The organism is Stenotrophomonas sp. 05N37, assembly GCF_056397365.1.
Genome location: NZ_JBFTNG010000008.1, coordinates 154,800 through 179,358, shown reverse-complemented (window position 1 = coordinate 179,358; position 24,559 = coordinate 154,800). Strand labels below are relative to the sequence as shown.

Genomic DNA, 24,559 nt, shown 5'->3' with positions numbered 1-24,559 from the left:
CAGCCGACCAACGGTCGGCTCTACCGCGCTGCATGGCCAGCCGACCAACGGTCGGCTCTACCGCGGTGCATGGCCAGCCGACCAACGGTCGGCTCTACCGCGCTGCGCGCCTCGCTCAGCCGCGCTCGTGCCAACCGCCGCCCAGCACTTTGTACAACGCCACCTGGTTGGACTGCTGCGCCAGCTGCGTGCTGACCAGCGACTGCCGCGCGGTGTAGGCGGTGCGCCGCGCGTCGAGCAGGGTGAGGAAGCTGTCCAGGCCGGCATCGTAGCGGGCCTGCGACAGGCGCTGGGCCTGGTCGGCCGCGGCCACCAACGCCTGCTGCGAGGCCAACTGCGCATCCAGGCTGTCGTTGAGGGCCAGCGCATCGGCGGCCTCGCGGAAGCCGGACTGGATCGCCTTTTCGTACTGCGCCAGCGCGATGTCGCGGTCTGCGGTGGCCACGCCGAGGTTGGCGCGCAATTTGCCGCCCTGGAAGATCGGCACGGTGAGCTTGGGAATGAAACTCCACGCCCGCGTGCCGCCATCGAACAGGCCGGACAGCGCCGAAGAGGCCGAACCGACGCTGCCGGTGAGGCTGATCGAGGGGAAGAACGCCGCCCGCGCCGCGCCGATGTTGGCATTGGCCGAGAGCAGCGTGTGTTCGGCCGCCATCACGTCGGGGCGCCGCAGCAGCACCTCGCCCGGTACGTTGCCCGGCAGCGCGCGCACCGCGGCCACCTGGTTGATTTCGCCGCCGGGCAGCAGGCCATCGTCGATCGGACCACCGGCCAGCAGCACCAGCGCATTGCGGTCCTGCGCGACCTGCCCGCTGAAACGGGCCACGTCGGTACGCGCGGTTTCCACCAGCGTCCGGGTCTGGCTGAGTTCCAGCGAGGATGCATCGCCCAGCTGATGCCGGGCCTCGGTCAGCCGCAGCGAGTCCTCGTAGGTGGCCAGGGTCGCCCGGGTGATCGCCAGCTGTTCGGTGTCCGCGCCCAATGTCAGCCACGCATTGGCCACTTCGGCCACCAGGCTCAGCTGCGCGCTGCGCCGGTTGGCGGCCTGGGCGAAGTACTGCTGCAAGGCCGCCTGGCTGAGGTTGCGCACGCGCCCGAACAAGTCCAGCTCGAACTCGACCACGCCGAGATTGGCGCTGAACTGCTCGGTCACCGGGGTGTCGCCGCCACTGCGGGTCATCTGCCCCTGCGCAGCGATCGCCGGCACCCGGTCGGCACGCTGGATGCGGTACTGCGCACGCGCTTTCTCGACATTCAGCACGGCCACGCGCAGGTCGCGGTTGTTGGCCAGCGATTGGTCGATCAGCGACTGCAGGCGCGGGTCGCTGAAGAAATCGCGCCAGCCGATGTCGGCCACCTCGACGGTGGCCGCGCCGCTGTCGGCGCGGGTCGCCGGCCACTGCGCCGGGATCGCCGGGGCGACCTCGGTGCTGGCCGGCACCAGCGTGGCGCAGCTGGACAGCGCGATCGCCACCGCGGCGGCAAGCAGGCAGGAAGCCTTATTCATGGGTACCACCCTCCGGCGTGTCGCCGTTGTTGCGTGTATCGGCCACGGTGCCGGTGCCGCCCTTGCGCAGCGAACGGTTGAACACGCGCTGCACCACCACGAAGAACAGCGGGATGAAGAACACGCCCAGCAGGGTGCCCACCACCATGCCGCCGAGCACGCCCGTACCGATCGCGCGCTGCGCGCCGGAGCCGGCACCGGAGGCGATCGCCAGCGGCAGCACGCCGAGGCCGAAGGCCAGCGAGGTCATGATGATCGGGCGCAGGCGGTCGCGCACCGCGTGCATGGTGGCCTCGATCAGGCCGGCACCCTTCTCCAGGTTTTCCTTGGCGAACTCCACGATCAGGATCGCGTTCTTGCTGGTCAGGCCCACCGTGGTGAGCATCGCAACCTGGAAGTAGATGTCCCGTTCCATGCCACGCATGCTGTTGGCCAGCACCGCACCGAGGATGCCCAACGGCGCCACCAGCAGCACCGAGGTCGGCACGCTCCAGCTCTCATACAGCGCCGCCAGGCACAGGAACACGATCAGCAGCGACAGCGTGTACAGCAGCGGGGTCTGCGAACCGGCCTGGCGTTCCTGGTAGGACAACGCGGTCCATTCGATCTCGAAGCCCGGCGGCAGGTCCTTGGCGATGCGCTCGATCTCGGCCATGGCATCGCCCGAGGCCACGCCCGGCGCGGGCTCACCCTGGATCTCCATCGCCGACACGCCGTTGTAGCGCTCCAGGCGCGGTGAACCATAGTCCCAGCGCTTGCTGGCGAAGGCACTGAACGGCACCATTTCGCCCTGCGTGTTCTTGACCGACCACAGGTTGAAGTCGTCCGGATTCATGCGGAAATCCGCATCGGACTGCACATACACGCGCTTGACCCGGCCACGGTCGATGAAGTCGTCGATGTAGCTGCTGCCCCACGCCGCGGCCAGGGTCTGGTTGACCGAGGCGACCGACAGCCCCAGGGCATTGGCCTTTTCCACGTCCACGTCGATGCGCAGCTGCGGCGTGTCTTCCTGGCCGTTGGGCCGCACGTTGGCCAGCAGCTTGCTCTGCCCGGCGCCGCCGAGCAGCTGGTTGCGCGCGTTGAGCAGGGCCTCGTGGCCCTGGCCGCTGTTGTCCTTCAGGAAGAAGGTGTAGCCCGAGCCGATGCCCAGTTCCGGCATCGCCGGCGGCGGGAAGGCGAAGATGAAGGCGTCCTTGATCTGCCCCAGCGCGCCCATCGCACGCCCGGTGATCGGGCCCACGCCCTGGTCGGCACTGCGCTCCTTCCAGTCCTTGAGCTTGATGAAGGACATGCCCGCGTTCTGGCCCATGCCGGCGAAGCTGAAGCCCTGCACCGAGAACACCGATTCGACCGCCTCGGTCTCGTTCTTCAGGAAGTGCTCTTCCAGCTTGTACATCGCCTCCAGGGTGCGCTCCTGGGTGGCGCCGACCGGCGTCTGCACCAGCGCCATCAGGATGCCCTGGTCTTCATTGGGCAGGAACGAGCTGGGCAGGCGCATGAACATCACGCCCATGATCAGCACGAGCGCGGCGAAGATCGACATGAACCGCCACGGCCGCGCGAGGATGCCCTTGACGCCCCGCTGGTAGGTGTCGCTGGAGCGGTCGAAGCCGCGGTTGAAGCCGTTGAAGAAGCGACCCAGCAGGCCCTTGTGCGCCACGTGGTGCTCGCCCTTTTTGAGCGGCTTGAGCATGGTGGCGCACAGCGCCGGGGTGAGCACGATGGCGACCAGCACCGACAATGCCATCGCCGACACGATCGTCGCCGAGAACTGCCGGTAGATGACGCCGGTGGAGCCGCTCATGAAGGCCATCGGCACGAACACCGCCGACAGCACCAGGCCGATGCCGACCAGTGCGCCGGTGATCTGGCCCATCGACTTGCGGGTGGCTTCCAGCGGCGACAGACCCTCTTCGGACATGATGCGCTCGACGTTCTCCACCACCACGATGGCGTCATCCACCAGCAGCCCGATCGCCAGCACCATGGCGAACATGGTCAGCATGTTGATCGAGAAGCCCAGCGCGGCCAGGATGCCGAACGTCCCCAGCAGCACCACCGGCACCGCGATCGTGGGGATCAGGGTGGCGCGGAAGTTCTGCAGGAACAGGTACATCACCACGAACACCAGCACGATCGCTTCGATCAGGGTCTTGATGACGCCCTTGATCGAGACCTGCACGAACGGGGTGGTGTCGTAGGGCACCACCGACTCCAGCCCGGCCGGGAAGTTGGCCTTCATGTCCTCCAGTGCGGCGCGCACGCCATTGGCCGTATCCAGCGCATTGGCGCCGGTGGCCAGGGTGATGGCGATACCGGTGGACGGCTTGCCGTTGTAGCGGGTGACGAAGTCGTAGCTCTCCGCGCCGAGCTCGACCCGGGCCACGTCGCCTAGGCGCAGCTCGCTGCCGTCGGTGCCGCCGCGGACCAGGATGTTGCGGAACTGTTCGGGGGTCTGCAGGCGATCCTGGGCATTGATGGTAGCGTTGAGCTGCTGGCCCTTGACCGACGGCGCGCCGCCGAGCTGGCCGATGGCGACCTGCGCGTTCTGCGCGGTGATCGCCGCGGTCACTTCATCCACCGACAGCTTGTAGGTGTGCAGCTTGTTGGGGTCCAGCCAGATGCGCATGGCGTACTTGCCGCCAAACACCTGGATGTTGCCCACGCCCGGCACGCGGCTGAGCGGATCGACGACATTGGAGCCGACGTAGTCGGAGATGTCGTTGGCATCCATGCTGCCGTCGTTGGAGACGAAGCCGATCACCTGCAGGAAGCCGCTGCTCGACTTGGCCACGTTGATGCCCTGCCGCTGGACTTCCTGCGGCAGCAGCGGCATGGCCAGCTGCAGCTTGTTCTGCACCTGCACCTGGGCGATGTCCGGGTTGGTCCCGCTCTCGAAGGTGAGGGTGATGGTGGCCTGGCCATTGGCCGAGCTGTTGGAGGAGAAGTAGATCAGGCCATCGATGCCCTTCATGTTCTGCTCGATGATCTGGGTCACCGAGTCTTCGACCACCTTGGCCGAGGCGCCCGGGTAGGTGGCGCTGATCTCGACCGCGGGCGGGGCGACTTCGGGGTACATCGAGACCGGCAGCTTCACCACCGCCAGCGCGCCGGCCAGCATGATGATGATGGCGATCACCCACGCGAAGATGGGGCGATCAATAAAGTAACGAGCCATGGGATTCTCCGCTTACTGCTTGTCGGCCGAGGCCGGGGCTGCAGCGGCGGGCGCGGCCGGCGTGGCCGGCGCGGCCCCCCGCTCGGTGGCCTGCACGGGCATGCCCGGCTGGATCTTCTGCAGGCCTTCGACGATGACCTTGTCACCGGCCTTCAGGCCGTCCTCGACCAACCACGCGCTGCCCACCGCGCGGCTGACCTTGACCGGGCGCACGTCGACCTTGTTGTCCTTGCCGACCACCATCGCGGTGGTGTCGCCCTTGGGATCGCGGGCGATGCCCTGCATGGGCACCAGCAGGCCGTTCTCGCGCACGCCGCTGCCGACCTGCGCACGCACGTACATGCCGGGCATCAGCACCTGGTCGGGGTTGTCCACCTTGACCCGCAGCGCGTAGCTGCCGGTGGTGGGATCGACGCTGACTTCGGAGAACTCCAGGGTGCCCTTGTGGGCGAACTCGGTCCCGTCGTCGAGCAGGATGGTGACCGGCAGGGTCTGGTTGTCCTGCAGGCGGCCGCTGGCCAGTTCGCGGCGCATCTGCAGCAGTTCGCTGGCCGACTGGGTCAGGTCGACGTAGATCGGGTCGAGCTGCTGCACGGTGGCGAGCGCGTCGGCCTGGCCGGCGCTGACCAGCGCGCCCTGGGTGACCGAGGACTTGCCGATGCGGCCGCTGATCGGGGCGGTGATGCGCGCGTAGCCGAGGGTGACGTTGGCGGCGTCCAGCGCGGCCCTGGCGGCACCGACATCGGCCTCGGCCTGCTTCTGCGCGGCCACGGCGTTTTCCAGGTCCTGCTTGCTGACCGCATCGACCCTGGCCAGTTCGGTGATGCGCTTGGCGCTCAGGCGCGCCGCGTTGGCAGTGGCCTCGGCGCGGGCGAGCTGGGCGCGGGCGCTGTTGGCCTGGGCGCGGTAGCTGGCGTCGTCCACCTGGTACAGGGGCTGGCCGGCAGTGACCAGGCCGCCCTCGGTGAACAGACGCTTGGCGACGATGCCGCTGACCTGGGGGCGCACTTCGGCCACCAGGAAGGCGTTGGTGCGACCGGGCAGTTCGCGGGTGAGGCTGACCTGTTCGCTCTTGAGGGTGGCAACGGTGACCTGGCCCGGGCCGCCCTGCGGCCCCTCCTGCTCACCGCCGCCACAGGCGGACACGGTCAAGGCGATCGCGAGGGACAGCGCGAGAAGACGGTACGGGGATCGGGACATGGTGGGGGCTCACAGGAAACGAAAAGGGTCGCCTGCAGCACTACCCCGCCTTGAAAAGCGACGAATGACAGCCAACAGGTCGGCAAATACAGCAAATCTGACGACTCCGGCGCTGCCGCGGCTACGCGCGCACCTCGCCGAGGTTCAGTGGGACAGAAATATACATACATGCATGTTTGTTTGTAAAGCGGTACAATTCAGGTCGGTTTCATCCAGCAACTGCACAGCGCAATGGCCAGAAAAACCAAAGAAGAGGCGCAGGCCACCCGCGCGGGCATCCTTGATGCAGCGCAGGCCTGTTTCCATGAATACGGCGTGGCCGGGACCAGCCTGGCGATGATCGGTGCGCGCGCGGGTTACACGCGCGGCGCGGTGTACTGGCACTTCAAGAACAAGACCGAAGTGCTGACCGCGATGATCGACCGCGAGCGCATTCCGTTCATCGAGCGCCTGCGGCGGACGACCTCGTCCAAGCGCAACACGCCGGTGCTGGACCTGCGCTCGGCGCTGCTGGTGTCCTTCCAGGAGCTGGCCGACGACGAGCGGCTGCGCAACATGATGGAGATCATGCTGCGCAACGATCTGTCGGTGGAGAGCCAGGCGATGCAGGCGCTGCAACTGGAAGCATCGCGCGAGGAGCTGGCCATTTTCGCCGCCGCGTTCGAGCGCGCGCGCGAGTTGGGCCAGTTGCGCGAGGGGGTGGACGTGGACACGGTGGCGCGCATCGTGAGCACGAGCCTGACCGGCGTGCTGTACAGCGCGATGCTGGAGCCGGAACTGTTCGAGATCAAGCGCGATGGCCTGCAGACGCTGGATGCCATCCTGAGCGCGTTCGTGAAGCCGGGTGTGTTCACCCCGGGCGCGGCGCCGACGGCGTTGCCGACTGAGGACGAGGCGTAAGGCCTGACGCCAAGACTCGAACGCCAAAGGCGCTCATTGGCGTCGCTGGCCAGGCTGGGCAGGTGCGGCAGGAAAGGCGTCGTGCTTACCCTGCGACGGCCCTTGGCAAAAGACGCTTCCCTCCGACGGGAGAAGAGCCAAAAAAAAAGCGGCGACGCTTTCGCGCCGCCGCTTTCCTACCACCCGACCGGTGTGATGCGTTACAGGATGTAGCGGCTCAGGTCCGGGTCCTGCACCAGCTCGCCCAGGTGCGCATCCACGTAAGCCTTGTCGATGCTGATGGTCTCGCCATCGCGGTCCGGGGCCTCGTAGCTGAGCGTGTCCAGCAGGCGCTCCAGCACCGTGTGCAGGCGGCGGGCGCCGATGTTTTCCTGGCGCTCGTTGACCTGGAAGGCGATCTCCGCGAGGCGGTCCACCGCATCGTCGGTGAACGTCATCGCCACGCCTTCGGTCTGCAGCAACGCTTCGTACTGCTTGGTCAGCGCCGCCTTCGGTTCGGTGAGGATGCGCACGAAATCCTGCTTGCTCAACGCGCCCAGCTCCACCCGGATCGGGAAGCGGCCCTGCAGCTCCGGGATCAGGTCGCTGGGCTTGGCCAGGTGGAACGCGCCGGAGGCAATGAACAGGATGTGGTCGGTCTTGATCGTGCCGTACTTGGTGGACACGTTGGAGCCTTCCACCAGCGGCAGCAGGTCGCGCTGCACGCCTTCGCGCGAGACATCGCCGCCGCCCACGTTGTCGCCGCGCTTGGCCACCTTGTCGATCTCGTCGATGAACACGATGCCATGCTGCTCGCAGGCCTCGATCGCCGCGCTGCGGATGTCGTCTTCATTGACCAGCTTGCCGGCCTCTTCCTCGATCAGCAGCGGACGCGCCGCCTTGATGCTCAGCGTGCGCTTCTGCGCCTTGCCGCCGCCCATGCTGGAGAACATCTGGCGCAGCTGCTGGCCCATTTCCTCCATGCCCGGCGGGGTCATGATGTCCATGCTGACGTTGGCGGTGACTTCCAGCTCGATCTCGCGCTCGTCAAGCTCACCGTTGCGCAGCATGCGGCGGAACTTGATCCGGGTCTCGTTGTCCTGCGCCGATGGCTCGTTGCGCGCCGCCTCGGCATCGAAGCCGATGCCCACGCTGCGGCGCGGCAGCAGCGCATCCAGGATGCGGTCTTCGGCGCGCTCCTCGGCCTGGGTGCGCACGCGCACCTTGGCCTGCTCGCGATACAGCTTGACCGCGGTGTCGGCCAGGTCACGGATGATCTGTTCCACGTCCTTGCCGACATAGCCGACTTCGGTGAAGCGGGTGGCTTCGACCTTCACGAACGGCGCGTTGGCCAGCGTGGCCAGGCGGCGCGCGATCTCGGTCTTGCCCACGCCGGTCGGGCCGATCATGAGGATGTTCTTGGGCATCACCTCGTTGCGCAGTTCGGCCGGCAACTGCATGCGGCGCCAGCGGTTGCGCAGCGCGATGGCGACCGCACGCTTGGCATCGTGCTGGCCGACGATATGCCGGTCCAGCTCCTGCACGATCTCGCGCGGGGTCATGGTGGCGGAAGAAACTTCGATCTTGTGCGGCATGGATGTGCTCACGAGGATATGGGGTGGAATGACGTATCACCGGCCTGCCTGGCAGCGACGTAACGCTGATGCAGCGCCACGCCATGCGTGGCTGACCGGAAACCGCAGCCACGCATGGCGGGGCTCTAGCGAGCGTTGACCCTGCGGGTCAAAGCTCCTCGACCACCACGTTGCGGTTGGTGTAGATGCAGATGTCGCCGGCGATGTTGATCGACTCGGTGGCGATGGTGCGGGCGTCCAGTTCGGTGTGCGCCAGCAGCGCGCGCGCGGCCGACAGCGCGTAGGAGCCACCGGAGCCGATGGCGATGATGCCGTCTTCCGGCTCAATCACATCGCCGGTGCCGCTGATGATCAGCGAGGTGTCCTTGTCGGCCACCGCGAGCAGCGCCTCGAGCTTGCCCAGGCGGCGCTCGGTGCGCCAGTCCTTGGCCAGTTCCACCGCGGCGCGCTGCAGCTGGCCATGCTTTTCCAGCTTGGCTTCGAACAGCTCGAACAGGGTGAAGGCATCGGCGGCCGCGCCAGCGAAACCGGCCAGCACCTGGCCCTCACGACCCAGCCGGCGCACCTTGCGGGCGTTGCCCTTCATCACCGTGTGGCCGAGGGTGACCTGGCCATCGCCGGCAACCGCGACATGACCGTTGCGGCGCACCGAGATGATGGTGGTGGCGTGAAACACATTGGGATTCTGACTGGGGTCCATGGAGCCTCCGGGGTGACAGAGACTGAGGTGGGGTCGTTGCCGGGGGCTTCAACCCACCCTGCCCTGCGCCCGGGTGACGCAGCGGATCGATTCAGCTTTCGTTGCCGTTCTTGCGCCGCTTGGCACGCGGGTGCGCGGCGTCGTAGACCTTGGCCAGGTGCTGGAAATCCAGGTGGGTGTAGATCTGCGTGGTGGCGATGTCGGCGTGGCCAAGCAGCTCCTGCACGCCACGCAGGTCACCGGACGATTCCAGGATGTGGCTGGCGAAGCTGTGCCGCAGCATGTGCGGATGGACGTGCTTGAACAGGCCCTGGCGCTGGGCCAGCTGGCGGATGCGGATCTGGATGGCGCGCTGGGTGATCGGGCCACCCTTGCGCCCGGGGAATACCGGCTGGCCTTCGCCCCCGCCGCTTTCGCCGCGCCAGCCTTCCAGCGCGGTGCGCGCGTGCGAGCCGAACGGTACGCGGCGCTGGCGGTTGCCCTTGCCCATCACGTTGACCAGACCGGTGGCGAAATCCAGGTCGCGCCAGATCAGCGCGCACAGTTCGCTCAGGCGTAGCCCGGAGGAATAGAACAGCTCCAGCAGCGCGCGGTCGCGCAGGCCCAGCGGGCCATCGGTGGGCAGTTCCACCAGTTGCACCGCCTCGTCGGCATCGAGCACCTGCGGCAACTTGCGCGGTGCCTTGGGAGCCTTCAGGCCCGCCGCGGGGCTGGCGTCGATGCGCTGGTGCTTGAGCAGCCAGGCGTAGAAACTGCGGTAGGCCGACAGCCGCCGCTGCAGTGACGTCGGCGACAGCCCGCGACGGTGCTCGGCCGCGATGAACTGGCGCAGCTGCTCGCCGTGCAGGGTCTCGATCACCGCGCCCTGCCCCTGCGACCAGTGCGTGAGCGCGTCGAGGTCACGCCGGTACGCGTCCAGCGTATGCGCCGACATGCGCCGCTCCACCTGCAGGTGCGAGAGGAACTCGGCGGCGGCGCTCATGGCAGCGGGGTCGCGACCGGGCTCAGCCCTGCGCGAAGCGCGTCAGCGCCACGCCCAGCGACTCGCCCATCATGCGCAGGAACAGCGTGCCCATGCCCGGATAGAATCGGTTGGCATCGTGGCTGCCCACCGCGATCAGGCCCACGCCCGGCAACGGCAGCAAGGCACTGGATTGCACCTCGCCGACGCGCTCGCCATAGAGCACGGCGTTCTTTTCTGGCTGCAGGCGGCCACAGATCGGTTCGCCATCCTGGAGGCAATCGCGGAACGCGGCCAGGGCCGGACTGTCCGCGGCGATCACCTGCAGCCACGGTGCCTGCTCCAGTCCGGCCACCGGGTGCAGCAGCACCAGCCGCACCAGGTCACCGGCAAAGTCTTCTTCCAGCGAGGCGGCCATGGCACGCAGGGTATCGGCGGCCGAGGTCTGCTTCATCAACGCCAGGGTCAGCTGGTGGGTGCGCACTGCCAGGCGTTCGTTGACCTGCGCGTTGGCGGCCAGCTCGGCCAACCGCCGCGACAGCTCGCGGTTCTTGTCGCGCAGCACCTCGAGCTGGTAGCTGGCCAGCGAGGCGGTCGGGCCGTCGTCGCGCGGCACGACCAGGGTGAGGGTCAGGTCGGGGAACTGCTTGAGGAAGGCCGGGTGCCGACGCAGCCAGGCGGCGACGTCATGCGCAGCGATCTTTTCGACGGTCTCGCTCATGGGTTCCACTCCCCTTCAAAGACGAACGCTGCCGGGCCGGACATCACCACCTGGGCGTCGTCGGCCGGCCAGCGCAGGCGCAGGTCGCCGCCCGGCAGCGACAGCGTGGCATCGCGCTCGAGCCGGCCGCGCTGCATCATCACCACCGCCGCGGCGCAGGCACCGCTGCCACAGGCCAGGGTTTCACCGACGCCGCGCTCGTACACGCGCAGGCGCGCATGCCGCGGGTCGATCACCTGCACGAAGCCGACATTGACCGACTGCGGGAACGTGGCGTGCTGCTGCAGCAACGCGCCCAACCGCTCCACCGGTGCCGCGTCGACCAGGCCGACCTCGATCACCGCATGCGGATTGCCCATCGATACCGCCCCGAAACGCACGGTGTCGCCCTGCAGGGGCAGCAGGTATTCATCGCGGGCGCGGGCGAAGCCGAGCAGCGGCACCTGCGCCGGTTCGAAGCGCGGCACGCCCATGGCCACCGCGTACTGGTCGCTGCCGAGGCGCTCGATGGTGTGGGTGGCCAGCGGGCTGTCGATGGCGAAGCGGTCGCCGCTGGCCGCGCCATCGCGGACCAGCCAGGCCGCCACGCAGCGCGCGCCGTTGCCGCACTGCTCGGACTGCGAGCCGTCGGCGTTCCAGATCCGGTAGGACGCGACCGAGCCCTCGGCACGCGGCGGCTCGATGGTCAGGATCTGGTCGCACCCCACGCCGGTATGGCGGTCGGCCAGGTGCGTGGCCAGGGCCGGGCTGGGTTCGGGCGTACCGTCACGCAGGTCCAGCACCACGAAGTCATTGCCGGCACCATGCATCTTGCTGAAGCGCAGCGCGGTGGACGCGGCCTTAGTCATTACCGTCTTCGGACTTCAGCGGCGCATCGACCGGATCGGGCACCACCGGCGGGGTGTCGGTGTCATCCACGGCGGCCGGCGGCGGGGTGGCGTCGGTGGCCGGTTCGGCGACTTCCTCGACCGGCACCGGCTTCTGCGGCAGTACCAGCGGGCCCTTGTTGCCGCAGGCGGCAAGGAGAAGCAGCGAGGCCGCTGCCAACGGAATCAGGATTCGGTTGCGATGGGGGATGCTCATGCCCCGAGTATAGCCGTGCCCTCTTTGGCCGAGGGTATCGATTCAGTGAATGGGGTAAAGCCACCCCATGCGGGGCCTGGCGGTGCCACGCGTCATGAGGCCGGCGGCAGCGGCCGGCTCCACAGCCAGATCGCCACCACGGTCATGCTGCCGATGGACAGCCACTTCACCCAGGCGATCGGCACGCACCACAGCATGATGCCGGCGCACGCGGTCATGGTCAGGGTGGCCATCCATTTGGCGTAGCGGCTGACCGCACCGTGGGCCTGCCAGTTGACGATGGCCGGGCCGAAGCGCGGGTGCTGCAGCAGCCAGGTGTGCAGGCGCTCCGAGCCGCGCGAGGCGGCCCAGGCAGAGATCAGGATGAAGACGGTGGTGGGCAGGCCCGGCACGAAGATGCCGACGATGCCGGTGCCCAGGCTGGCATAGGCCAGCAGCCACCACGCCCATCGGAACCGCACCGGCGGCCGCGGGGCCGGGGCATCAGGAACGTCGGGGCGCTCGGGAAGAGTCATGCGCGCAGCATAGCGAGCCAGGGCGGCCACCGCGATGGTCGCCGCCCTGCCCGCCATGGGTCATTTCGCCGCAGGCGTCACCCCGAGCTGGTCGAGCACGAACGCATACGCTTCGGCCAGCTCGTGATAGCGCTGGAAGCGGCCGGACTTGCCGCCGTGGCCGGCCTCCATGTTGGTGCGGAACACGATCGGATGCGTGCCGGTGTTGTCATCGCGCAGCTTGGCCACCCACTTGGCCGGCTCCCAGTACTGCACCTGCGAATCCCACAGGCCGGTGCCGACGAACAGCGCCGGGTAGGCCTGCTTCTTCACGTTGTCGTAGGGCGAGTAGCCGAGCATGTAGTCGTAATACTCGCGCTGCTCGGGATTGCCCCACTCGTCGTACTCGTTGGTGGTCAGCGGGATGCTCGCATCGAGCATGGTGGTGACCACGTCGACGAACGGCACCTGCGCGACCATCACCCGGTAATCCTGCGCCGCCTGGTTGGCCACCGCGCCCATCAGCAGGCCGCCGGCACTGCCACCGGAGGCGGCCACCCGGTTCTTGGATGCATAGCCGAGGCGGACCAGTTCGCGGGTGACGTCGACGAAGTCGTTGAAGGTGTTCTGCTTCTTGAGCAGCTTGCCGTCCTCGTACCAGGCGCGCCCCATTTCCTCGCCGCCGCGGATATGCGCGATGGCATAGACCACGCCGCGGTCGAGCAGGCTGACCACGGTCTGGCTGAAACCGGGATCCATGGACATGCCGTAGCTGCCATAGGCGTACTGGTACAGCGCGGCGCTGCCGTCCTTCTTGAAGCCGTTGCGGTAGACCAGCGAGACCGGCACCTTGACCCCGTCGCGCGCGGTCACCCAGACGCGCTCGGTGGTGTACTGCGAGGGGTCGTAGCCCAGCACCGGCTGCTGCTTGAGCTGGCGACGCTCACCGGTGACGGTGTTCAGCTCGAAGGTGGTGGTGGGGGTGGTCATCGAGTTGTAGGCGTAGCGCAGCCACGGGCTGTCCGGCTCCGGGTTGGCGGCCAGGCCCATCGAGTAGGCCGGCTCGTCGGCCTTGACGTATTCCTGGCGACCGTCCGCATACAGCAGGCGGATCCGCTCCAGGCCGTTGGAGCGCTCGGCAATCGCGCTGAAGCCATCGAACAGCTCGACGCCCTCCACCAGCACCGCGTCATCGTGCGCGACCCAGTCGGTCCACTGCGTGCGCGAGGTGGCATCGGTGGGGGCAATGACGAGCTTGAAGTTCTTCGCACCGGCATCGTTGGTGCGGATCACCCAGCGACCGTTGAAGTGGTCGGCGTCGTACTCGACATCGCGCGCACGCGGGGCCAGCACGGTGAATGCCTGCGGGTCGGCGGCCGGGGCGTAGCGGGTCTCCGAGCTGACCGTGCTGTGCAGTTCGATGGTGAGGAATCTGTCGTCGCGGGTGCGGCCGACGCCCATGTAGAAACTGTCGTCCTTTTCTTCGTAGACCAGCACGTCGCTGCTGGCCGGCGTCCCCAGCACGTGCTTTTTCACGCGCACGGTGAGCAGGGTGTCCGGATCGTTCTCGACGTAGAACAGGGTGCGGTTGTCGTCGGCCCAGACCACGTTCGGCGAGACGTTCTCGATGCGGTCCGGCAGTACCTGGCCGGTGCGCAGGTCCTTGAAGCGGATCACGTACTGGCGACGGCCGACATCGTCTTCGGCCCAGGCCAGCAGGTGGTTGTCCTGGCTGACGTCGGCATCGCCGACATCGAAGTAGTTCTTGCCCTCCGCCATCACGTTGACGTCGAGCAGGATCTCTTCAGGGGCGTCCATGCTGCCCTTGCGCCGTGCCTGGATCGGGTAGTCCTTGCCGGTCTCGAAACGGGTGTAGTACCAGTAGCCGCGATCGCGCGCGGGCACGCTGGCGTCGTCCTGCTTGATGCGCGCGACGATTTCCTTGTACAGGGTGTCCTCGAGCGGCTTGAGCGGCGCCATCACCTGGTCGGTGTACGCGTTCTCCGCGTTCAGGTAGGCCAGCATCTTCGGGTCTTCGCGCTTGTCGTCGCGCAGCCAGTAATAGTCGTCGCTGCGGGTGGCACCGAACGGCGCCTTGACCGTGTGCGGATGCTTCTCGGCGTCGGGCGGGGTCAGCGCGGGGGCGGCATGCACGTTGGAGGTCATCAGGCTGGCAACCAGTAAACAGAGGGCGGGCTTCACGAGATAAGGTTCCTTTCGGGGGAATGCAATGGCGTCCGTGTTCAGCCCAGTCTGGGCGGGCCTGGCGGCGGCGGCAAGCCTGCCGGTGGTCACAGCGCCTATCATCGGCGGCATGAGCACTCCCACGTCCCCGCGCGGCTACAGCCGCCGCAGTCAGGAAATCGAACCCTTCCACGTGATGTCGCTGCTGGCCCGCGCGCAGGCGCTGGAGCAGGCCGGCCACGATGTCATCCACCTGGAGATCGGCGAGCCGGACTTCACCACCGCCGCGCCGATCGTGCGTGCCGGCCAGGCCGCACTGGCTGCCGGCCACACCCGTTACACCGCGGCGCGCGGCCTGCCGGCGCTGCGCCAGGCGATCGCGGGGTTCTACCGCGCGCGTTACCAGTGTGAGATCGATCCGGAACGGATCCTGGTCACCCCCGGCGGCTCGGGCGCGTTGCTGTTGGCGAGCAGCCTGCTGGTGGACCCGGGCAGGCACTGGCTGCTGGCCGACCCGGGGTATCCCTGCAACCGGCACTTCCTGCGCCTGGTGGAAGGCGCGGCGCAACTGGTGCCGGTGGACCCGTCGACGGCCTACCAACTGACCCCGGACCTGGTGGCGCGGCACTGGGACGCCGACAGCGTCGGCGCGCTGGTGGCCTCGCCGGCCAACCCGACCGGCACGGTGTTGTCGGCGGCGCAGTTGGGCGGCCTGTCGCAGGCACTGAAGTCGCGGGGCGGGCACCTGGTGGTGGACGAGATCTACCACGGACTCACCTATGGCATGGACGCAGCCAGCGTGCTGGAGGTGGACGACGAGGCGTTCGTGCTCAACAGTTTTTCCAAGTATTACGGGATGACCGGCTGGCGGCTGGGCTGGCTGGTGGCGCCACCGCAGGCGGTGCCCGAGCTGGAGAAGCTGGCGCAGAACCTGTACATCAGTGCGTCGAGCATCGCCCAGCACGCGGCGCTGGCCTGTTTCGAGCCGGACACGATCGCCGTGTTCGAGCAGCGCCGCGCGGCCTTCCGCGAGCGCCGCGACTACCTGCTGCCGGCGCTGCGCGCGCTGGGTTTCCGTATCGAGGTGGAGCCGGAAGGGGCGTTTTACCTGTACTGCGACGTGAGCGCGTTCACCGACGACGCGCAGGCGTTCTGCACGCACTTCCTGGAAACCCAGCACGTGGCGTTTACCCCGGGCCTGGATTTCGGGCACTACCGCGCGAACGAGCATGTGCGGCTGGCCTACACGCAGGAGGTGCCGCGGCTGGAAGAGGCGGTGGCGCGTATCCGGCGCGGGCTGGAGACGTGGGTGCGGTGATGCGGCAGTGTTTTAGAAGCTTTGGAAGCTGAAAAGCTGCAAAAGCTGCAAAAGCTGAAACGGCGCAAAAGCCGCAAAGGCGGCGAACGGTCGAGCTGGGCGGGGATGTGTGGATTCGCGGGACACGCCGTAAATCCATCCGTGGAGGCTCGCGTACGCCATCCATGGCGTACGACGGTCCCGCGAATCCACACACCCCCACCCCCAGACAACGGGTCGGTGGCCATGGCACAACGCGAAAGCGCCAGCAGAAGGCATCGCCGGCTTCACCGCTCTTTGCTTCCCTGCTTCTTGGTTGAGCACCCGCACACTGTCAAGGGCGGGTACGGGTGGGTTGGCGGGACCGTCATGCGCCATGGATGGCGCATGCGAGCCTACAGGGATGTATTTACGGCGTGTCCCGCCAACCCGCCCGTACCCGCCCAAACCAGCGAAAGCACACACGAGCAGCGGTGGACGTTGACGTTGATCCTGCAGTTGCCTTCGGCACTTGAAAGCCCGCCGCAGGCGAAAGAAAAACCCCAAAAAAAAACGCCACGCATTGCTGCGTGGCGTTGAAACTGGGGTGAGGCCAACCTGACGCCCCACCACCCGGAGGCGGGCCGAAGATGCCTTCGGCTATTCCCTGCGGCTACCGGGCCGATGGGCCATCCCAGCAGTCGAGCAACGCTCGACTCTACCGCAACTGCTCCCACAGGAAGCTATAGGCCAATGCCGACATGTGCGCGGCCTGCGCATTGTTGGCCGCCCCGCCATGACCGCCCTCGATGTTCTCGTAATAGGTCACGTCCTTGCCCGCCGCGATCATCTTGGCCGCCATCTTGCGGGCATGGCCCGGATGCACGCGGTCGTCGCGGGTGGAGGTGGTGAACAGCACCGGCGGGTAGGTCTTGGCCGGATCGAACAGGTGGTACGGCGAGAACGTCTGGATGTAGGACCAGTCGGCCGTATCCGGATTGCCGTACTCGGCCATCCACGAGGCGCCCGCCAGCAGGTGGCTGTAGCGCTTCATGTCCAGCAGCGGCACCTGCACCACCACCGCCCCGAACAGCTCCGGGTACTGGGTGAGCATGTTGCCGGTGAGCAGGCCACCGTTGCTGCCACCCTGCACGCCCAGGTGCTTGGCCGAGGTGATCTTGCGGGTCACCAGGTCGCGGGCGACCGCCGCCATGTCCTCATACGCCTTGTGCCGGTTCTGCTTCAGCGCGGCCTGGTGCCAGCGCGGACCGTATTCGCCACCACCACGGATGTTGGCCACCACGTACACGCCGCCCTTCTCCAGCCACGCCCGGCCCATGCCGCCGGAATACGACGGGGTCAGCGAGATTTCGAAGCCACCGTAGCCGTACAGCAGGGTCGGGTTGCTGCCATCGAGCTTCATGTCCTTGGCATGCACCACGAAGTACGGCACGCGGGTGCCGTCCTTGCTGGTGGCGAAGTGCTGCTCGATCACCTTGCCGTCGGCATTGAAGAACGCCGGCATGGTCTTGAGCACTTCCGGCTGCTTGCCGATCTCGGCCAGTGCCAGCGTGGTCGGGGTCAGGTAGTCGGTGACCGTCATCCACACTGCGTCGCTGTCATCGGCATCCACCGCACCCACGGCCACGGTGCCGAAGGCCGGCGCGCCGGTGAAGGCGCTCTTCTTCCAGCCGCTGTCGGTCGGGGTCAGCACGCTCAGGCGGCTCTTGACGTCGTCCAGCACGTTCAGCACCAGGTGGTTCCGGGTCCAGCTGCTGCCGGCCAGCGAGGTGGTCTCGGTCGGCGCGAACAGCACCTCGAAATCACGCTTGCCGGCGATGAAATCGTCCAGCTTGGTCACCAGCAGCGAACCGGCGGTGTAGGTCTTGCCGCCCACCGTCCACGGCTCGCGCAGCTCCAGGGTCAGCCACTGCTTGCGCAGGCCCTTCTCGGCCGAGTTGGGTGCATCGATCTTGGTCAGCGTGCCGTCGTCGCCGCGCAGGTAGACCTCGTTGTTGTAGAAGGCCAGCGTGCGGCTGACCAGGTTGCGCTCGTAGCCGGGCGTGTCGTCGTGCATCGCCGCGATGTACATGTCATCCGGCTTGCCCTCGTAGACCACGCTCGCCGAGGCCATCGGAGTACCGCGCTTCCACAGCTTGGCCACCCGCGGATAGCCGGAGCTGGTCATCGTACCGTCGCCGAAATCGGTATAGACGAACACCGTGTCGCGATCGATCCAGTTCAGCCCGCCCTTGGATTCCGGACGGAAGAAGCCGTCCTTGATCCAGGACTTGTTGGCCAGGTCGAACTCACGGGTGACGTCGGCATCGGCACCGCCGCGCGACAGCGCGATCAGGCAGCGCGAGTAGTCCGGGCGCAGGCACTCGGCGCCATGCCATACCCAGTTCTCGCCTTCGGCCTTGTTCAGCGCGTCCAGGTCGAGCACGGTTTCCCACGTCGGCGACGCCTTGCGGTACTCGGCCAGCGTGGTGCGGCGCCAGAGGCCGCGCTCGTGCTGCTTGTCCTTCCAGAAGTTGTAGTAGTAGTCGCCGATCTTCTGCACGCCGGGGATCTTGGCGTCCGAATCGAGCACCTCGCGGATGCTGGCTTCCATCTGCTTGAACGCCGGGGTCTGGGCCAGGCGCCCCTCGGACTTGGCGTTCTGCTGCTTGACCCAGTCAAGCGACGCGTCGCCGGTGACGTCTTCCAGCCAGGCGTAAGGGTCGGCGGGGGCGTCAGCGGCCATGGCGGTGCCTGCCACGGTGGCGGACAGCAGGCCTGCCAACAGGCAGGCGGAAGCGATTCGGGACATTGGGGCTCCAGACAGTCATAGGCCCCGGACGCTATCACACGGGCTGGCCCGCGCCCCCGTGTCGAAGGTCAGGGCGCGCGGCGCGCGGGACCATGCGCGCCGTGCGGCGCCTGGCCTGCGGGCCACGCCGGCGACGGCTGCGGCGTTGCAGCAGGGCCTGCGGCAGGCGGAAGCGGTACAGGCTCCACCAGGCCAGCCACGGCATGCCGACCAGCCACATGGGCATCCAGCCCAGCCACTCGCTGCTGCCACGGGCTGCCGGCCACACCAGCACCAGCGCCAGGCCCGCCAGGGCCACCTGGCGTACGGCCCGCAGCACCTGCGGATCGGGGCAGGTGCCGGCACGCGCGGAGCGCTGTGAACGCGGGCAATGACGCGAAGACGACAAGGACATGACACGACTCCGTGCGAAAGTGATGCGTCACCTTGCCGTGCCACCATCTCACCGGCTGCGACCTGCCGACGCAGCGGCTACGGCAAGCGTGAACGCCACCATTGACGTTCTCCCCCGTCCCACCCACCATGCCCGTGCCAGCCACTGGAGCCTTCTGCCGCATGTCTCTGAACCGCCCGCTTCGCGCTCTCCTGTTGCTGTCGACGCTGTCGCTGCTGTCCGCCTGCGCCTTCCGCCACGAGGCCAAGCCGACCCCGGCGCCGGAGGCCGCCAACGCCATCGGCGCCCCGATCGACCTGCAGCGGTTCATGGGTACCTGGTACGTGATCGGCCGGGTGCCCAACCCGGTGGAGCGCGGCCACGTGGCCAGCGTCAACGAGTTCAGCCTGCGCGGCGACCAGAAGGTGAGCATCACCTACCGCTACCGCAACGGCTTCTCCGAACCGCTGCAGCAGCTGACCGTGCGCGCCTCGGTGGACGAGGACAGCGGCAACCACAACTGGCGCACCTGGTTCTACAAGATCGTGCCCACCCACACCCGCGTGCTGGAAGTGGCGCCGGACTATTCGTGGGCGATGCTTGGCTACCCGGGCCGCGAAATGGCCTGGATCTTCGCGCGCAAGCCGGACATGGACAAGGACCTGTACAAGGAACTGGCTACCCGCCTGCGTGACGAGTACGGGGTCAATACCGACAAGCTCAAGCGCGTGCCGCAGCACCCCGAGCAGGTGGACCGGCTGGGCTATGAGGTGCCGAACGTCCGGTAAGGGCGGCGGTCAGGCCGCCTCGCGCGGCTGCACCCTGCGCTCGATTTCCTGACGGGTCGGCAGCGTCTTCAGATCGTACTCGGCCTGGAGGGCCAGCCACGACGCGGCGTCGCCGCCGAAATGACGCGCCAGGCGCACCGCGGTATCCGCCGTTATGCCACGGGTTTCATGCACGATGGCGTGCAATCGCGTCGGCGGCACATCCTGGGGCCATGCCACGTCGCCCCTGGGCATGGCGTACCGACCAACGGTCGGTACCGACCGGTCATTTCCGGCTGTAGTGCGAGACCAGGCGGTCGCCGATCATCTGCAGCACCTGCACCAGCACCAGCAGCAGCACCACGGTGACCAGGGCCACGTCGGTGTGCGAGCGCTGGTAGCCATCGCGGAAGGCCAGATCGCCCAGGCCGCCGGAACCGATCGCACCACCCATCGCGGTGAAGCCGATCAGCGCGATCACCGTCACGGTGGCGCCGGCGATCAGGCCGGGGCGCGCTTCGGGCAGCAGCACCCGGGTGACCAGCTGCCAGGTGGTGGCGCCCATCGCCTGGGTGGCTTCGATCACGCCACGGTCCACTTCGCGCAGGGCGGTTTCCACCAGCCGTGCATAGAACGGCGCCGCGCCGATCACCAGCGGCACGATCGCGCCACGGACGCCGAGCGAGGTGCCCATCATCCACAGCGTGAGCGGGATCAGCACGATCATCAGGATGATGAAAGGCACCGAGCGCAGCAGGTTGACCAGCAGCGCCAGCGCGCCATACAGCACCGGCTTGCGATGCAGCTGCGGCGAACCGGTGAGGAACAGCAGCACGCCCAGCGGCAGGCCGATCAGCAGCGTCAGCGGCAGCGAGCCGCCGAGCATCAGCAGCGTATCCAGGGTGGCCTGGCCGATATCGGCCCACTTGCCTGCGTCCAGGTGGCGGAAGAACCCGCCGGCGGTAGCCAGGATCATCGACGCAGCTCCTCGAGGTGGACACCGGCGGCAACGAAGCCGGCCTGTGCGGCCGCCACGTCACCGCCGACCAGCGATACCGTCAGCTGGCCATAAGGCGTGTCCTTGATCCGGTCGATGCGGCCGGACAGGATGTTGTAGTCCACGCCGGTCTCGCGCGCGATGCGCCCCAGCAGCGGTTCGTAAGTGTCGGCACCGAGGAAGGTCAGGCGCACGATGCGGCCGGCGACGGCGTCGAAATCCTTGTGCAGCTCGCCTTCGTCCACCTGCTCCGATTCGCTGACGAAGCGGCGGGTGGTGGGGTGCTGCGGGTGCAGGAACACCTGGGTGACCGGGCCGGTCTCGACCAGGTGGCCGGCATCGAGCACGGCAACGCGGTCGCAGACGCGGCGGATCACGTCCATCTCATGGGTGATCAGCACGATGGTCAGGCCGAGTTCGCGGTTGATCCTGCCCAGCAGCTTGAGCACCGAGGCGGTGGTCTGCGGGTCCAGCGCACTGGTGGCCTCGTCGCACAGCAGGATCTGCGGGCGGGTGGCCAGGGCGCGGGCGATGCCCACGCGCTGCTTCTGGCCGCCGGACAGCTGCGCCGGGTACTTGGTGGCGTGCGCTTCCAGGCCGACGGTGCGCAGCAGTTCGTCCACGCGCGCATCGATCTCCGCGCGCGGGGTGCCGGCCAGTTCCAGCGGGAAGGCGACGTTGGCGGCCACCGTGCGCGAGGACAGCAGGTTGAAGTGCTGGAAGATCATGCCGATCTTCCGGCGCAGCACGCGCAGGCCGTCGGCATCCAGCGCGGTGACGTCCTCGCCCCCGATCAGCAGCCGCCCACCGGTGGGTTCTTCGAGCCGGTTGATCAGGCGGATCAGGGTCGACTTGCCCGCACCGGAATGGCCGATGATGCCGAACACTTCGCCGGCCTCGATGGTCAGGTCCAGCGGCTGCAGCGCGGCAATCGCGCGGCCGCCGACGGCATAGGATTTGTGCAGGCGCTGGAACTCGATCACTTCGCGGTCAACCGGGGCATCGACGGGAGGGGGCGTGCAGCCTACCAGCGCGGGACGGCCCTGGCCCGTGCGGCAGCGCGCAATGATATTCCGTTTGGTTCTAAGCCGACGTGATCGGGCCCGCTGTGGGCCCGGCACGGCTCACGGGTGGTCCAGCGGGCTGGGCGGCTGGACCTGGCGGACCCGCTCGCGGTGCAGCAGGTACAGGCCGGAGGCGACGATGATCGCCGCGCCCAGCCAGGTCGCCCCGTCCGGCAGCGCGCCCCAGAACAGCAGGTCCCAGCCGATCACCCAGACCAGCCCGGTGTATTCCAGCGGCGCGATCAGCGAGGCCTCGCCCAGCTGGAAGGCCCGGGTCAGCGCAACCTGCCCGCCGGCCCCGGCCAGGCCCATGCCGGCGATCAGCGCGGCGTGGCCGAGCTGCAACGGCTGCCAGTCGGGGATGGCCAACAGCCCGGCACCCACGGCCATGATCACCAGGAACCACACCACCATCGACTGCGGGGTATCGGTGCGGGTGAGCATGCTGACGGTGATCGCGGCCACCGCGTAGGCGGTCGCCGCCAGCAGCACCATCAACCCGGGCACCGAGATGAAGCCGCCCACGCCCGGGCGCAGCACCACCAGCACCCCGACCAGGCCGATGCCGATGGCGATCCAGCGGCGCGGGCCGACGTGCTCGCCCAGCAACGGCACCGACAGCGCGGCGATCAGCAGCGGGGCGACGAAGTAGATGGTGTAGGCGGTGGACAGCGGCAGGCTGCGCAGGGCGTAGACGAAGCAGCCGATCATGGCCATGCCGAGCACGCCGCGCAGCAGGTGCAGGGCCCAGCGCCGGGGCACCAGCGAGCGCGGGCCGGCGGTGGCCAGCACCCAGACCAGCACGAACGGCAGCGAGGCCGCGCCGCGCAGGAAGGTGACCTGCAGGGTGGGATAGCTGGCCGAGAGCTGCTTCATGCCGGCGTCCATCAGCGAGAAGCAGGCGACCGCCATCAGCATCCAGGCGACGGCACGGGTGGGGGATTTCTGCATGTTCATGGCCCATTATCACCGGCATGGCCGGGGCGTCCACGGTGGCTTGATAGAATGTGGGCATTCACCCGCTGGAGTTTCGCCCATGCCCTCTTTTGACGTTGTTTCCGAAGTCGACATCCACGAGTTGACCAATGCGGTCGACCAGGCCAACCGCGAGCTGTCCACGCGCTTCGATTTCAAGGGGGTGGAGGCGAAGTTCGTGCTGGAAGACAGCGTGATCACCCAGTCCGCGCCGAGTGACTTCCAGTTGCAGCAGATGACCGACATCCTGCGCCAGCGGCTGACCGCGCGGAAGATCGACGCGGCGTGCCTGGAGTTTGGCGATATCGAATCCAATCTGGCCGGTGCGCGCCAGAAGATCACGGTCAAGCAGGGTATCGAGCAGAAGGTGGCCAAGAAGATCGCGGCGAAGATCAAGGAAGCCAAGCTGAAGGTGGACAGCCAGATCAACGGCGACAAGCTGCGGGTGACCGGCAAGAAGCGCGATGATCTGCAGGACGCGATGGCGCTGCTGAGGAAGGAGACCTTCGAGGTTCCGCTGCAGTTCGATAATTTCCGCGATTGATCCAACGCCGATCGGCCGCGTGGCGCCGTCCAAGGGCCGGCACTACCGGCCGGTCGCGCGGATTCGGTGATGCCGGCCGTGGGCCGGCACCCCCGCGCCGCTACCCGCGCAGGTGCTTGTACAACGTGGTCCGCGAGATCCCCAGCTGGCGTGCCGCGGCGGCGATGTTGCCCTCGTGCGCCGCCACGGCGTCTCGCACGGCCTGCGTGCCCTGTGCCCGCAGTGACGGCATGCCGGCCCCCCGCGCGGTGGCCGTCGTGCCCCGCCCTGCCCGCGCGGCCAGCGGCCCCCGCAGGTACTGCACGTAGACTGCATGGTCTTCGTCCAGCCGCACCCGGTGGGCCGGGCCGGCCAGCAGCAGGCGGCGGCGCTGGTGGACGCTGGCGCCGGCGAACAGGCCGTGCAGGGTGAGGAGCGGCAACGGCCCGCGGCGCGGCAGGCCGAACAGGCGTCGCGCCACCCGGTTGGCCGCGCGCACGCGCCCGTCCTCCTCGATCGCCAGCAGTCCCTGCAACGGCGACTGCAGCCAGCGCGCGTCGTGCTGCACGGCCAGCAGGTGGCAGGGCCGGTGTTCGACCATCAGCCGGTTCTCGGTGGACAGCGCGGCCTGGCGGAAATAGCCATGCAGCAGCTCCGCATCGCGCTCGCCGGTACCGGTGATGTCCAGCGCGCCGAGCACTTCGCCATCCAGCCCATGCAGCGGCACGCTCAGGCAGAACACCGCGGCGAAGCGGTCCAGGTAGTGTTCGTTGCCGCGCACCAGCGCCGGGGTGTCGTCGGCCAGGCTGCAGGCCGGCGCGGTGGTCCCGATGTCGATCTCGCGCAGGCGCCGCCCGACCTGGATCGGGCGCAGCACCGGCACATCGGCCAGGCCATGCTCGCGCTGGGCCACCACCATGCCGTCGGCGTTGACGCAGAACAAGGTCCACTGGCGTCCACCGAAGGCGGCCCAGAGATGGTCCAGGTCGTCGCGCACGCAGCGGGCCAGGCGGCGGTCGGCCGGGGCCTCCAGGCGCGGGCCGGCGGCGGCCAGGGGCGCGTAGTGCGGCTCCTGCCGGGGCTGCACCCCGGCCTGCCGCGAGCGCTCCCACGAGCGCTGCACCGACGGCGCCAGCAGCGACTCGGCCAGCGCCCCGCCGTCGGCGAAACGCTGGCGCGCGGCCGCCAATGCCAGTTGCTGCTCCCGCTGCATGCCGCCCATGGGTGTTCCTCCAAACCGGACCTGGAGCGTACACCCGTGATGCTG

At 68.0% G+C, this 24,559-nt stretch carries 22 protein-coding genes; 4 read left to right on the top strand and 18 right to left on the bottom strand.

Annotated elements, in window-relative coordinates:
• Positions 1-115: 115 nt before the first annotated feature.
• Genes AC1DGC_RS18285 through smeD form a run of 3 tightly spaced genes read right to left on the bottom strand, consistent with a single transcriptional unit; the run spans position 116 to position 5,888 of the window.
• Positions 116-1,507, bottom strand: a complete 1,392-nt coding sequence (locus AC1DGC_RS18285) for an efflux transporter outer membrane subunit (protein WP_478048526.1) — start codon at positions 1,505-1,507, stop codon at positions 116-118.
• Positions 1,500-4,688 carry a multidrug efflux RND transporter permease subunit SmeE gene (gene smeE / locus AC1DGC_RS18280; protein WP_478048525.1) on the bottom strand — a complete coding sequence of 1,063 codons (3,189 nt, stop codon included), beginning with the start codon at positions 4,686-4,688 and terminating at the stop codon, positions 1,500-1,502. Before smeE ends, AC1DGC_RS18285 begins: the two co-directional genes overlap by 8 nt.
• A 12-nt stretch (positions 4,689-4,700) precedes the next feature.
• Positions 4,701-5,888: a multidrug efflux RND transporter periplasmic adaptor subunit SmeD gene (gene smeD, locus AC1DGC_RS18275; protein WP_449336186.1), complete on the bottom strand. Its 1,188-nt coding sequence runs from the start codon at positions 5,886-5,888 to the stop codon at positions 4,701-4,703.
• Between the two features lie 231 nt (positions 5,889-6,119).
• Between smeD and AC1DGC_RS18270 the strand changes: the two genes are divergently transcribed.
• A complete protein-coding gene (locus tag AC1DGC_RS18270; RefSeq protein WP_259210265.1) occupies positions 6,120-6,788 on the top strand; it encodes a TetR family transcriptional regulator in 669 nt (222 codons plus the stop codon).
• Between the two features lie 200 nt (positions 6,789-6,988).
• On the opposite strand, the gene hslU is transcribed toward AC1DGC_RS18270, so the two are convergent.
• From hslU to AC1DGC_RS18230, 8 genes are all read right to left on the bottom strand, one after another.
• On the bottom strand, positions 6,989-8,362 hold the full coding sequence (gene hslU / locus AC1DGC_RS18265) for an ATP-dependent protease ATPase subunit HslU (protein ID WP_259210267.1): 1,374 nt from the start codon (positions 8,360-8,362) through the stop codon (positions 6,989-6,991).
• A 148-nt stretch (positions 8,363-8,510) separates the two neighbouring features.
• Entirely contained in the window at positions 8,511-9,062 is a 552-nt protein-coding gene (gene hslV / locus AC1DGC_RS18260; protein WP_017356659.1) for an ATP-dependent protease subunit HslV, read from the bottom strand.
• 91 nt (positions 9,063-9,153) lie between these two features.
• On the bottom strand, positions 9,154-10,044 hold the full coding sequence (gene xerC, locus AC1DGC_RS18255) for a tyrosine recombinase XerC (protein ID WP_478048524.1): 891 nt from the start codon (positions 10,042-10,044) through the stop codon (positions 9,154-9,156).
• A 22-nt stretch (positions 10,045-10,066) separates the two neighbouring features.
• Positions 10,067-10,744: a DUF484 family protein gene (locus AC1DGC_RS18250; RefSeq protein WP_259210269.1), complete on the bottom strand. Its 678-nt coding sequence runs from the start codon at positions 10,742-10,744 to the stop codon at positions 10,067-10,069.
• Positions 10,741-11,592: a diaminopimelate epimerase gene (dapF, locus tag AC1DGC_RS18245; protein WP_259210270.1), complete on the bottom strand. Its 852-nt coding sequence runs from the start codon at positions 11,590-11,592 to the stop codon at positions 10,741-10,743. The genes AC1DGC_RS18250 and dapF overlap by 4 nt, the downstream gene beginning before the upstream one ends.
• Positions 11,585-11,827, bottom strand: a complete 243-nt coding sequence (gene lptM, locus AC1DGC_RS18240) for an LPS translocon maturation chaperone LptM (RefSeq protein ID WP_259210271.1) — start codon at positions 11,825-11,827, stop codon at positions 11,585-11,587. Before lptM ends, dapF begins: the two co-directional genes overlap by 8 nt.
• A 92-nt stretch (positions 11,828-11,919) precedes the next feature.
• Positions 11,920-12,342, bottom strand: coding sequence for a YbaN family protein (locus tag AC1DGC_RS18235; protein WP_259210272.1), 423 nt, complete (start codon positions 12,340-12,342; stop codon positions 11,920-11,922).
• 60 nt (positions 12,343-12,402) lie between these two features.
• On the bottom strand, positions 12,403-14,523 hold the full coding sequence (locus AC1DGC_RS18230; RefSeq protein ID WP_478048523.1) for a S9 family peptidase: 2,121 nt from the start codon (positions 14,521-14,523) through the stop codon (positions 12,403-12,405).
• A 112-nt stretch (positions 14,524-14,635) separates the two neighbouring features.
• Here AC1DGC_RS18230 and AC1DGC_RS18225 point away from each other — a divergent pair, with 112 nt between their 5' ends.
• Entirely contained in the window at positions 14,636-15,823 is a 1,188-nt protein-coding gene (locus tag AC1DGC_RS18225; RefSeq protein WP_478048522.1) for a pyridoxal phosphate-dependent aminotransferase, read from the top strand.
• 676 nt (positions 15,824-16,499) lie between these two features.
• Here AC1DGC_RS18225 and AC1DGC_RS18220 read toward each other — a convergent pair.
• Together AC1DGC_RS18220 and AC1DGC_RS18215 are read right to left on the bottom strand one after the other, a co-directional pair.
• Complete coding sequence (locus AC1DGC_RS18220) at positions 16,500-18,593, bottom strand: prolyl oligopeptidase family serine peptidase (protein ID WP_259209566.1); 2,094 nt, start codon at positions 18,591-18,593, stop codon at positions 16,500-16,502.
• A 34-nt stretch (positions 18,594-18,627) separates the two neighbouring features.
• Positions 18,628-18,987, bottom strand: a complete 360-nt coding sequence (locus tag AC1DGC_RS18215) for a hypothetical protein (RefSeq protein ID WP_478048521.1) — start codon at positions 18,985-18,987, stop codon at positions 18,628-18,630.
• A 161-nt stretch (positions 18,988-19,148) separates the two neighbouring features.
• Here AC1DGC_RS18215 and AC1DGC_RS18210 point away from each other — a divergent pair, with 161 nt between their 5' ends.
• Positions 19,149-19,754, top strand: a complete 606-nt coding sequence (locus AC1DGC_RS18210) for a lipocalin family protein (RefSeq protein ID WP_259209569.1) — start codon at positions 19,149-19,151, stop codon at positions 19,752-19,754.
• Positions 19,755-19,763: 9 nt separating this feature from the next.
• Here AC1DGC_RS18210 and AC1DGC_RS18205 read toward each other — a convergent pair whose 3' ends face one another.
• The 4 genes from AC1DGC_RS18205 to AC1DGC_RS18190 form a co-directional block, all read right to left on the bottom strand.
• Positions 19,764-19,988, bottom strand: coding sequence for a HigA family addiction module antitoxin (locus AC1DGC_RS18205; protein WP_394164248.1), 225 nt, complete (start codon positions 19,986-19,988; stop codon positions 19,764-19,766).
• Between the two features lie 31 nt (positions 19,989-20,019).
• Positions 20,020-20,709 carry a methionine ABC transporter permease gene (locus AC1DGC_RS18200; protein ID WP_259209575.1) on the bottom strand — a complete coding sequence of 230 codons (690 nt, stop codon included), beginning with the start codon at positions 20,707-20,709 and terminating at the stop codon, positions 20,020-20,022.
• The gene (locus AC1DGC_RS18195) at positions 20,706-21,713 is read right to left on the bottom strand and encodes a methionine ABC transporter ATP-binding protein (protein WP_259209576.1); all 1,008 of its coding nucleotides are present in this window, start codon (positions 21,711-21,713) and stop codon (positions 20,706-20,708) included. The genes AC1DGC_RS18200 and AC1DGC_RS18195 overlap by 4 nt, the downstream gene beginning before the upstream one ends.
• A 141-nt stretch (positions 21,714-21,854) precedes the next feature.
• The gene (locus tag AC1DGC_RS18190) at positions 21,855-22,751 is read right to left on the bottom strand and encodes a DMT family transporter (protein WP_394164247.1); all 897 of its coding nucleotides are present in this window, start codon (positions 22,749-22,751) and stop codon (positions 21,855-21,857) included.
• Positions 22,752-22,830: 79 nt separating this feature from the next.
• Here AC1DGC_RS18190 and AC1DGC_RS18185 point away from each other — a divergent pair, with 79 nt between their 5' ends.
• Positions 22,831-23,313 carry a YajQ family cyclic di-GMP-binding protein gene (locus AC1DGC_RS18185; RefSeq protein WP_259209580.1) on the top strand — a complete coding sequence of 161 codons (483 nt, stop codon included), beginning with the start codon at positions 22,831-22,833 and terminating at the stop codon, positions 23,311-23,313.
• Between the two features lie 100 nt (positions 23,314-23,413).
• Here AC1DGC_RS18185 and AC1DGC_RS18180 read toward each other — a convergent pair whose 3' ends face one another.
• A complete protein-coding gene (locus AC1DGC_RS18180) occupies positions 23,414-24,514 on the bottom strand; it encodes a helix-turn-helix domain-containing protein (protein WP_478048520.1) in 1,101 nt (366 codons plus the stop codon).
• Between the last annotated feature and the right edge of the window lie 45 nt (positions 24,515-24,559).

Coding starts and splice junctions, on each gene's coding strand:
- AC1DGC_RS18285 (WP_478048526.1), bottom strand. CDS start 1,507: ATGAATAAGGCTTCCTGCCTGCTTGCCGCCGCGGTGGCGATCGCGCTG.
- smeE (WP_478048525.1), bottom strand. CDS start 4,688: ATGGCTCGTTACTTTATTGATCGCCCCATCTTCGCGTGGGTGATCGCC.
- smeD (WP_449336186.1), bottom strand. CDS start 5,888: ATGTCCCGATCCCCGTACCGTCTTCTCGCGCTGTCCCTCGCGATCGCC.
- AC1DGC_RS18270 (WP_259210265.1), top strand. CDS start 6,120: ATGGCCAGAAAAACCAAAGAAGAGGCGCAGGCCACCCGCGCGGGCATC.
- hslU (WP_259210267.1), bottom strand. CDS start 8,362: ATGCCGCACAAGATCGAAGTTTCTTCCGCCACCATGACCCCGCGCGAG.
- hslV (WP_017356659.1), bottom strand. CDS start 9,062: ATGGACCCCAGTCAGAATCCCAATGTGTTTCACGCCACCACCATCATC.
- xerC (WP_478048524.1), bottom strand. CDS start 10,044: ATGAGCGCCGCCGCCGAGTTCCTCTCGCACCTGCAGGTGGAGCGGCGC.
- AC1DGC_RS18250 (WP_259210269.1), bottom strand. CDS start 10,744: ATGAGCGAGACCGTCGAAAAGATCGCTGCGCATGACGTCGCCGCCTGG.
- dapF (WP_259210270.1), bottom strand. CDS start 11,592: ATGACTAAGGCCGCGTCCACCGCGCTGCGCTTCAGCAAGATGCATGGT.
- lptM (WP_259210271.1), bottom strand. CDS start 11,827: ATGAGCATCCCCCATCGCAACCGAATCCTGATTCCGTTGGCAGCGGCC.
- AC1DGC_RS18235 (WP_259210272.1), bottom strand. CDS start 12,342: ATGACTCTTCCCGAGCGCCCCGACGTTCCTGATGCCCCGGCCCCGCGG.
- AC1DGC_RS18225 (WP_478048522.1), top strand. CDS start 14,636: ATGAGCACTCCCACGTCCCCGCGCGGCTACAGCCGCCGCAGTCAGGAA.
- AC1DGC_RS18220 (WP_259209566.1), bottom strand. CDS start 18,593: ATGTCCCGAATCGCTTCCGCCTGCCTGTTGGCAGGCCTGCTGTCCGCC.
- AC1DGC_RS18215 (WP_478048521.1), bottom strand. CDS start 18,987: ATGTCCTTGTCGTCTTCGCGTCATTGCCCGCGTTCACAGCGCTCCGCG.
- AC1DGC_RS18210 (WP_259209569.1), top strand. CDS start 19,149: ATGTCTCTGAACCGCCCGCTTCGCGCTCTCCTGTTGCTGTCGACGCTG.
- AC1DGC_RS18205 (WP_394164248.1), bottom strand. CDS start 19,988: ATGCCCAGGGGCGACGTGGCATGGCCCCAGGATGTGCCGCCGACGCGA.
- AC1DGC_RS18200 (WP_259209575.1), bottom strand. CDS start 20,709: ATGATCCTGGCTACCGCCGGCGGGTTCTTCCGCCACCTGGACGCAGGC.
- AC1DGC_RS18190 (WP_394164247.1), bottom strand. CDS start 22,751: ATGAACATGCAGAAATCCCCCACCCGTGCCGTCGCCTGGATGCTGATG.
- AC1DGC_RS18185 (WP_259209580.1), top strand. CDS start 22,831: ATGCCCTCTTTTGACGTTGTTTCCGAAGTCGACATCCACGAGTTGACC.
- AC1DGC_RS18180 (WP_478048520.1), bottom strand. CDS start 24,514: ATGGGCGGCATGCAGCGGGAGCAGCAACTGGCATTGGCGGCCGCGCGC.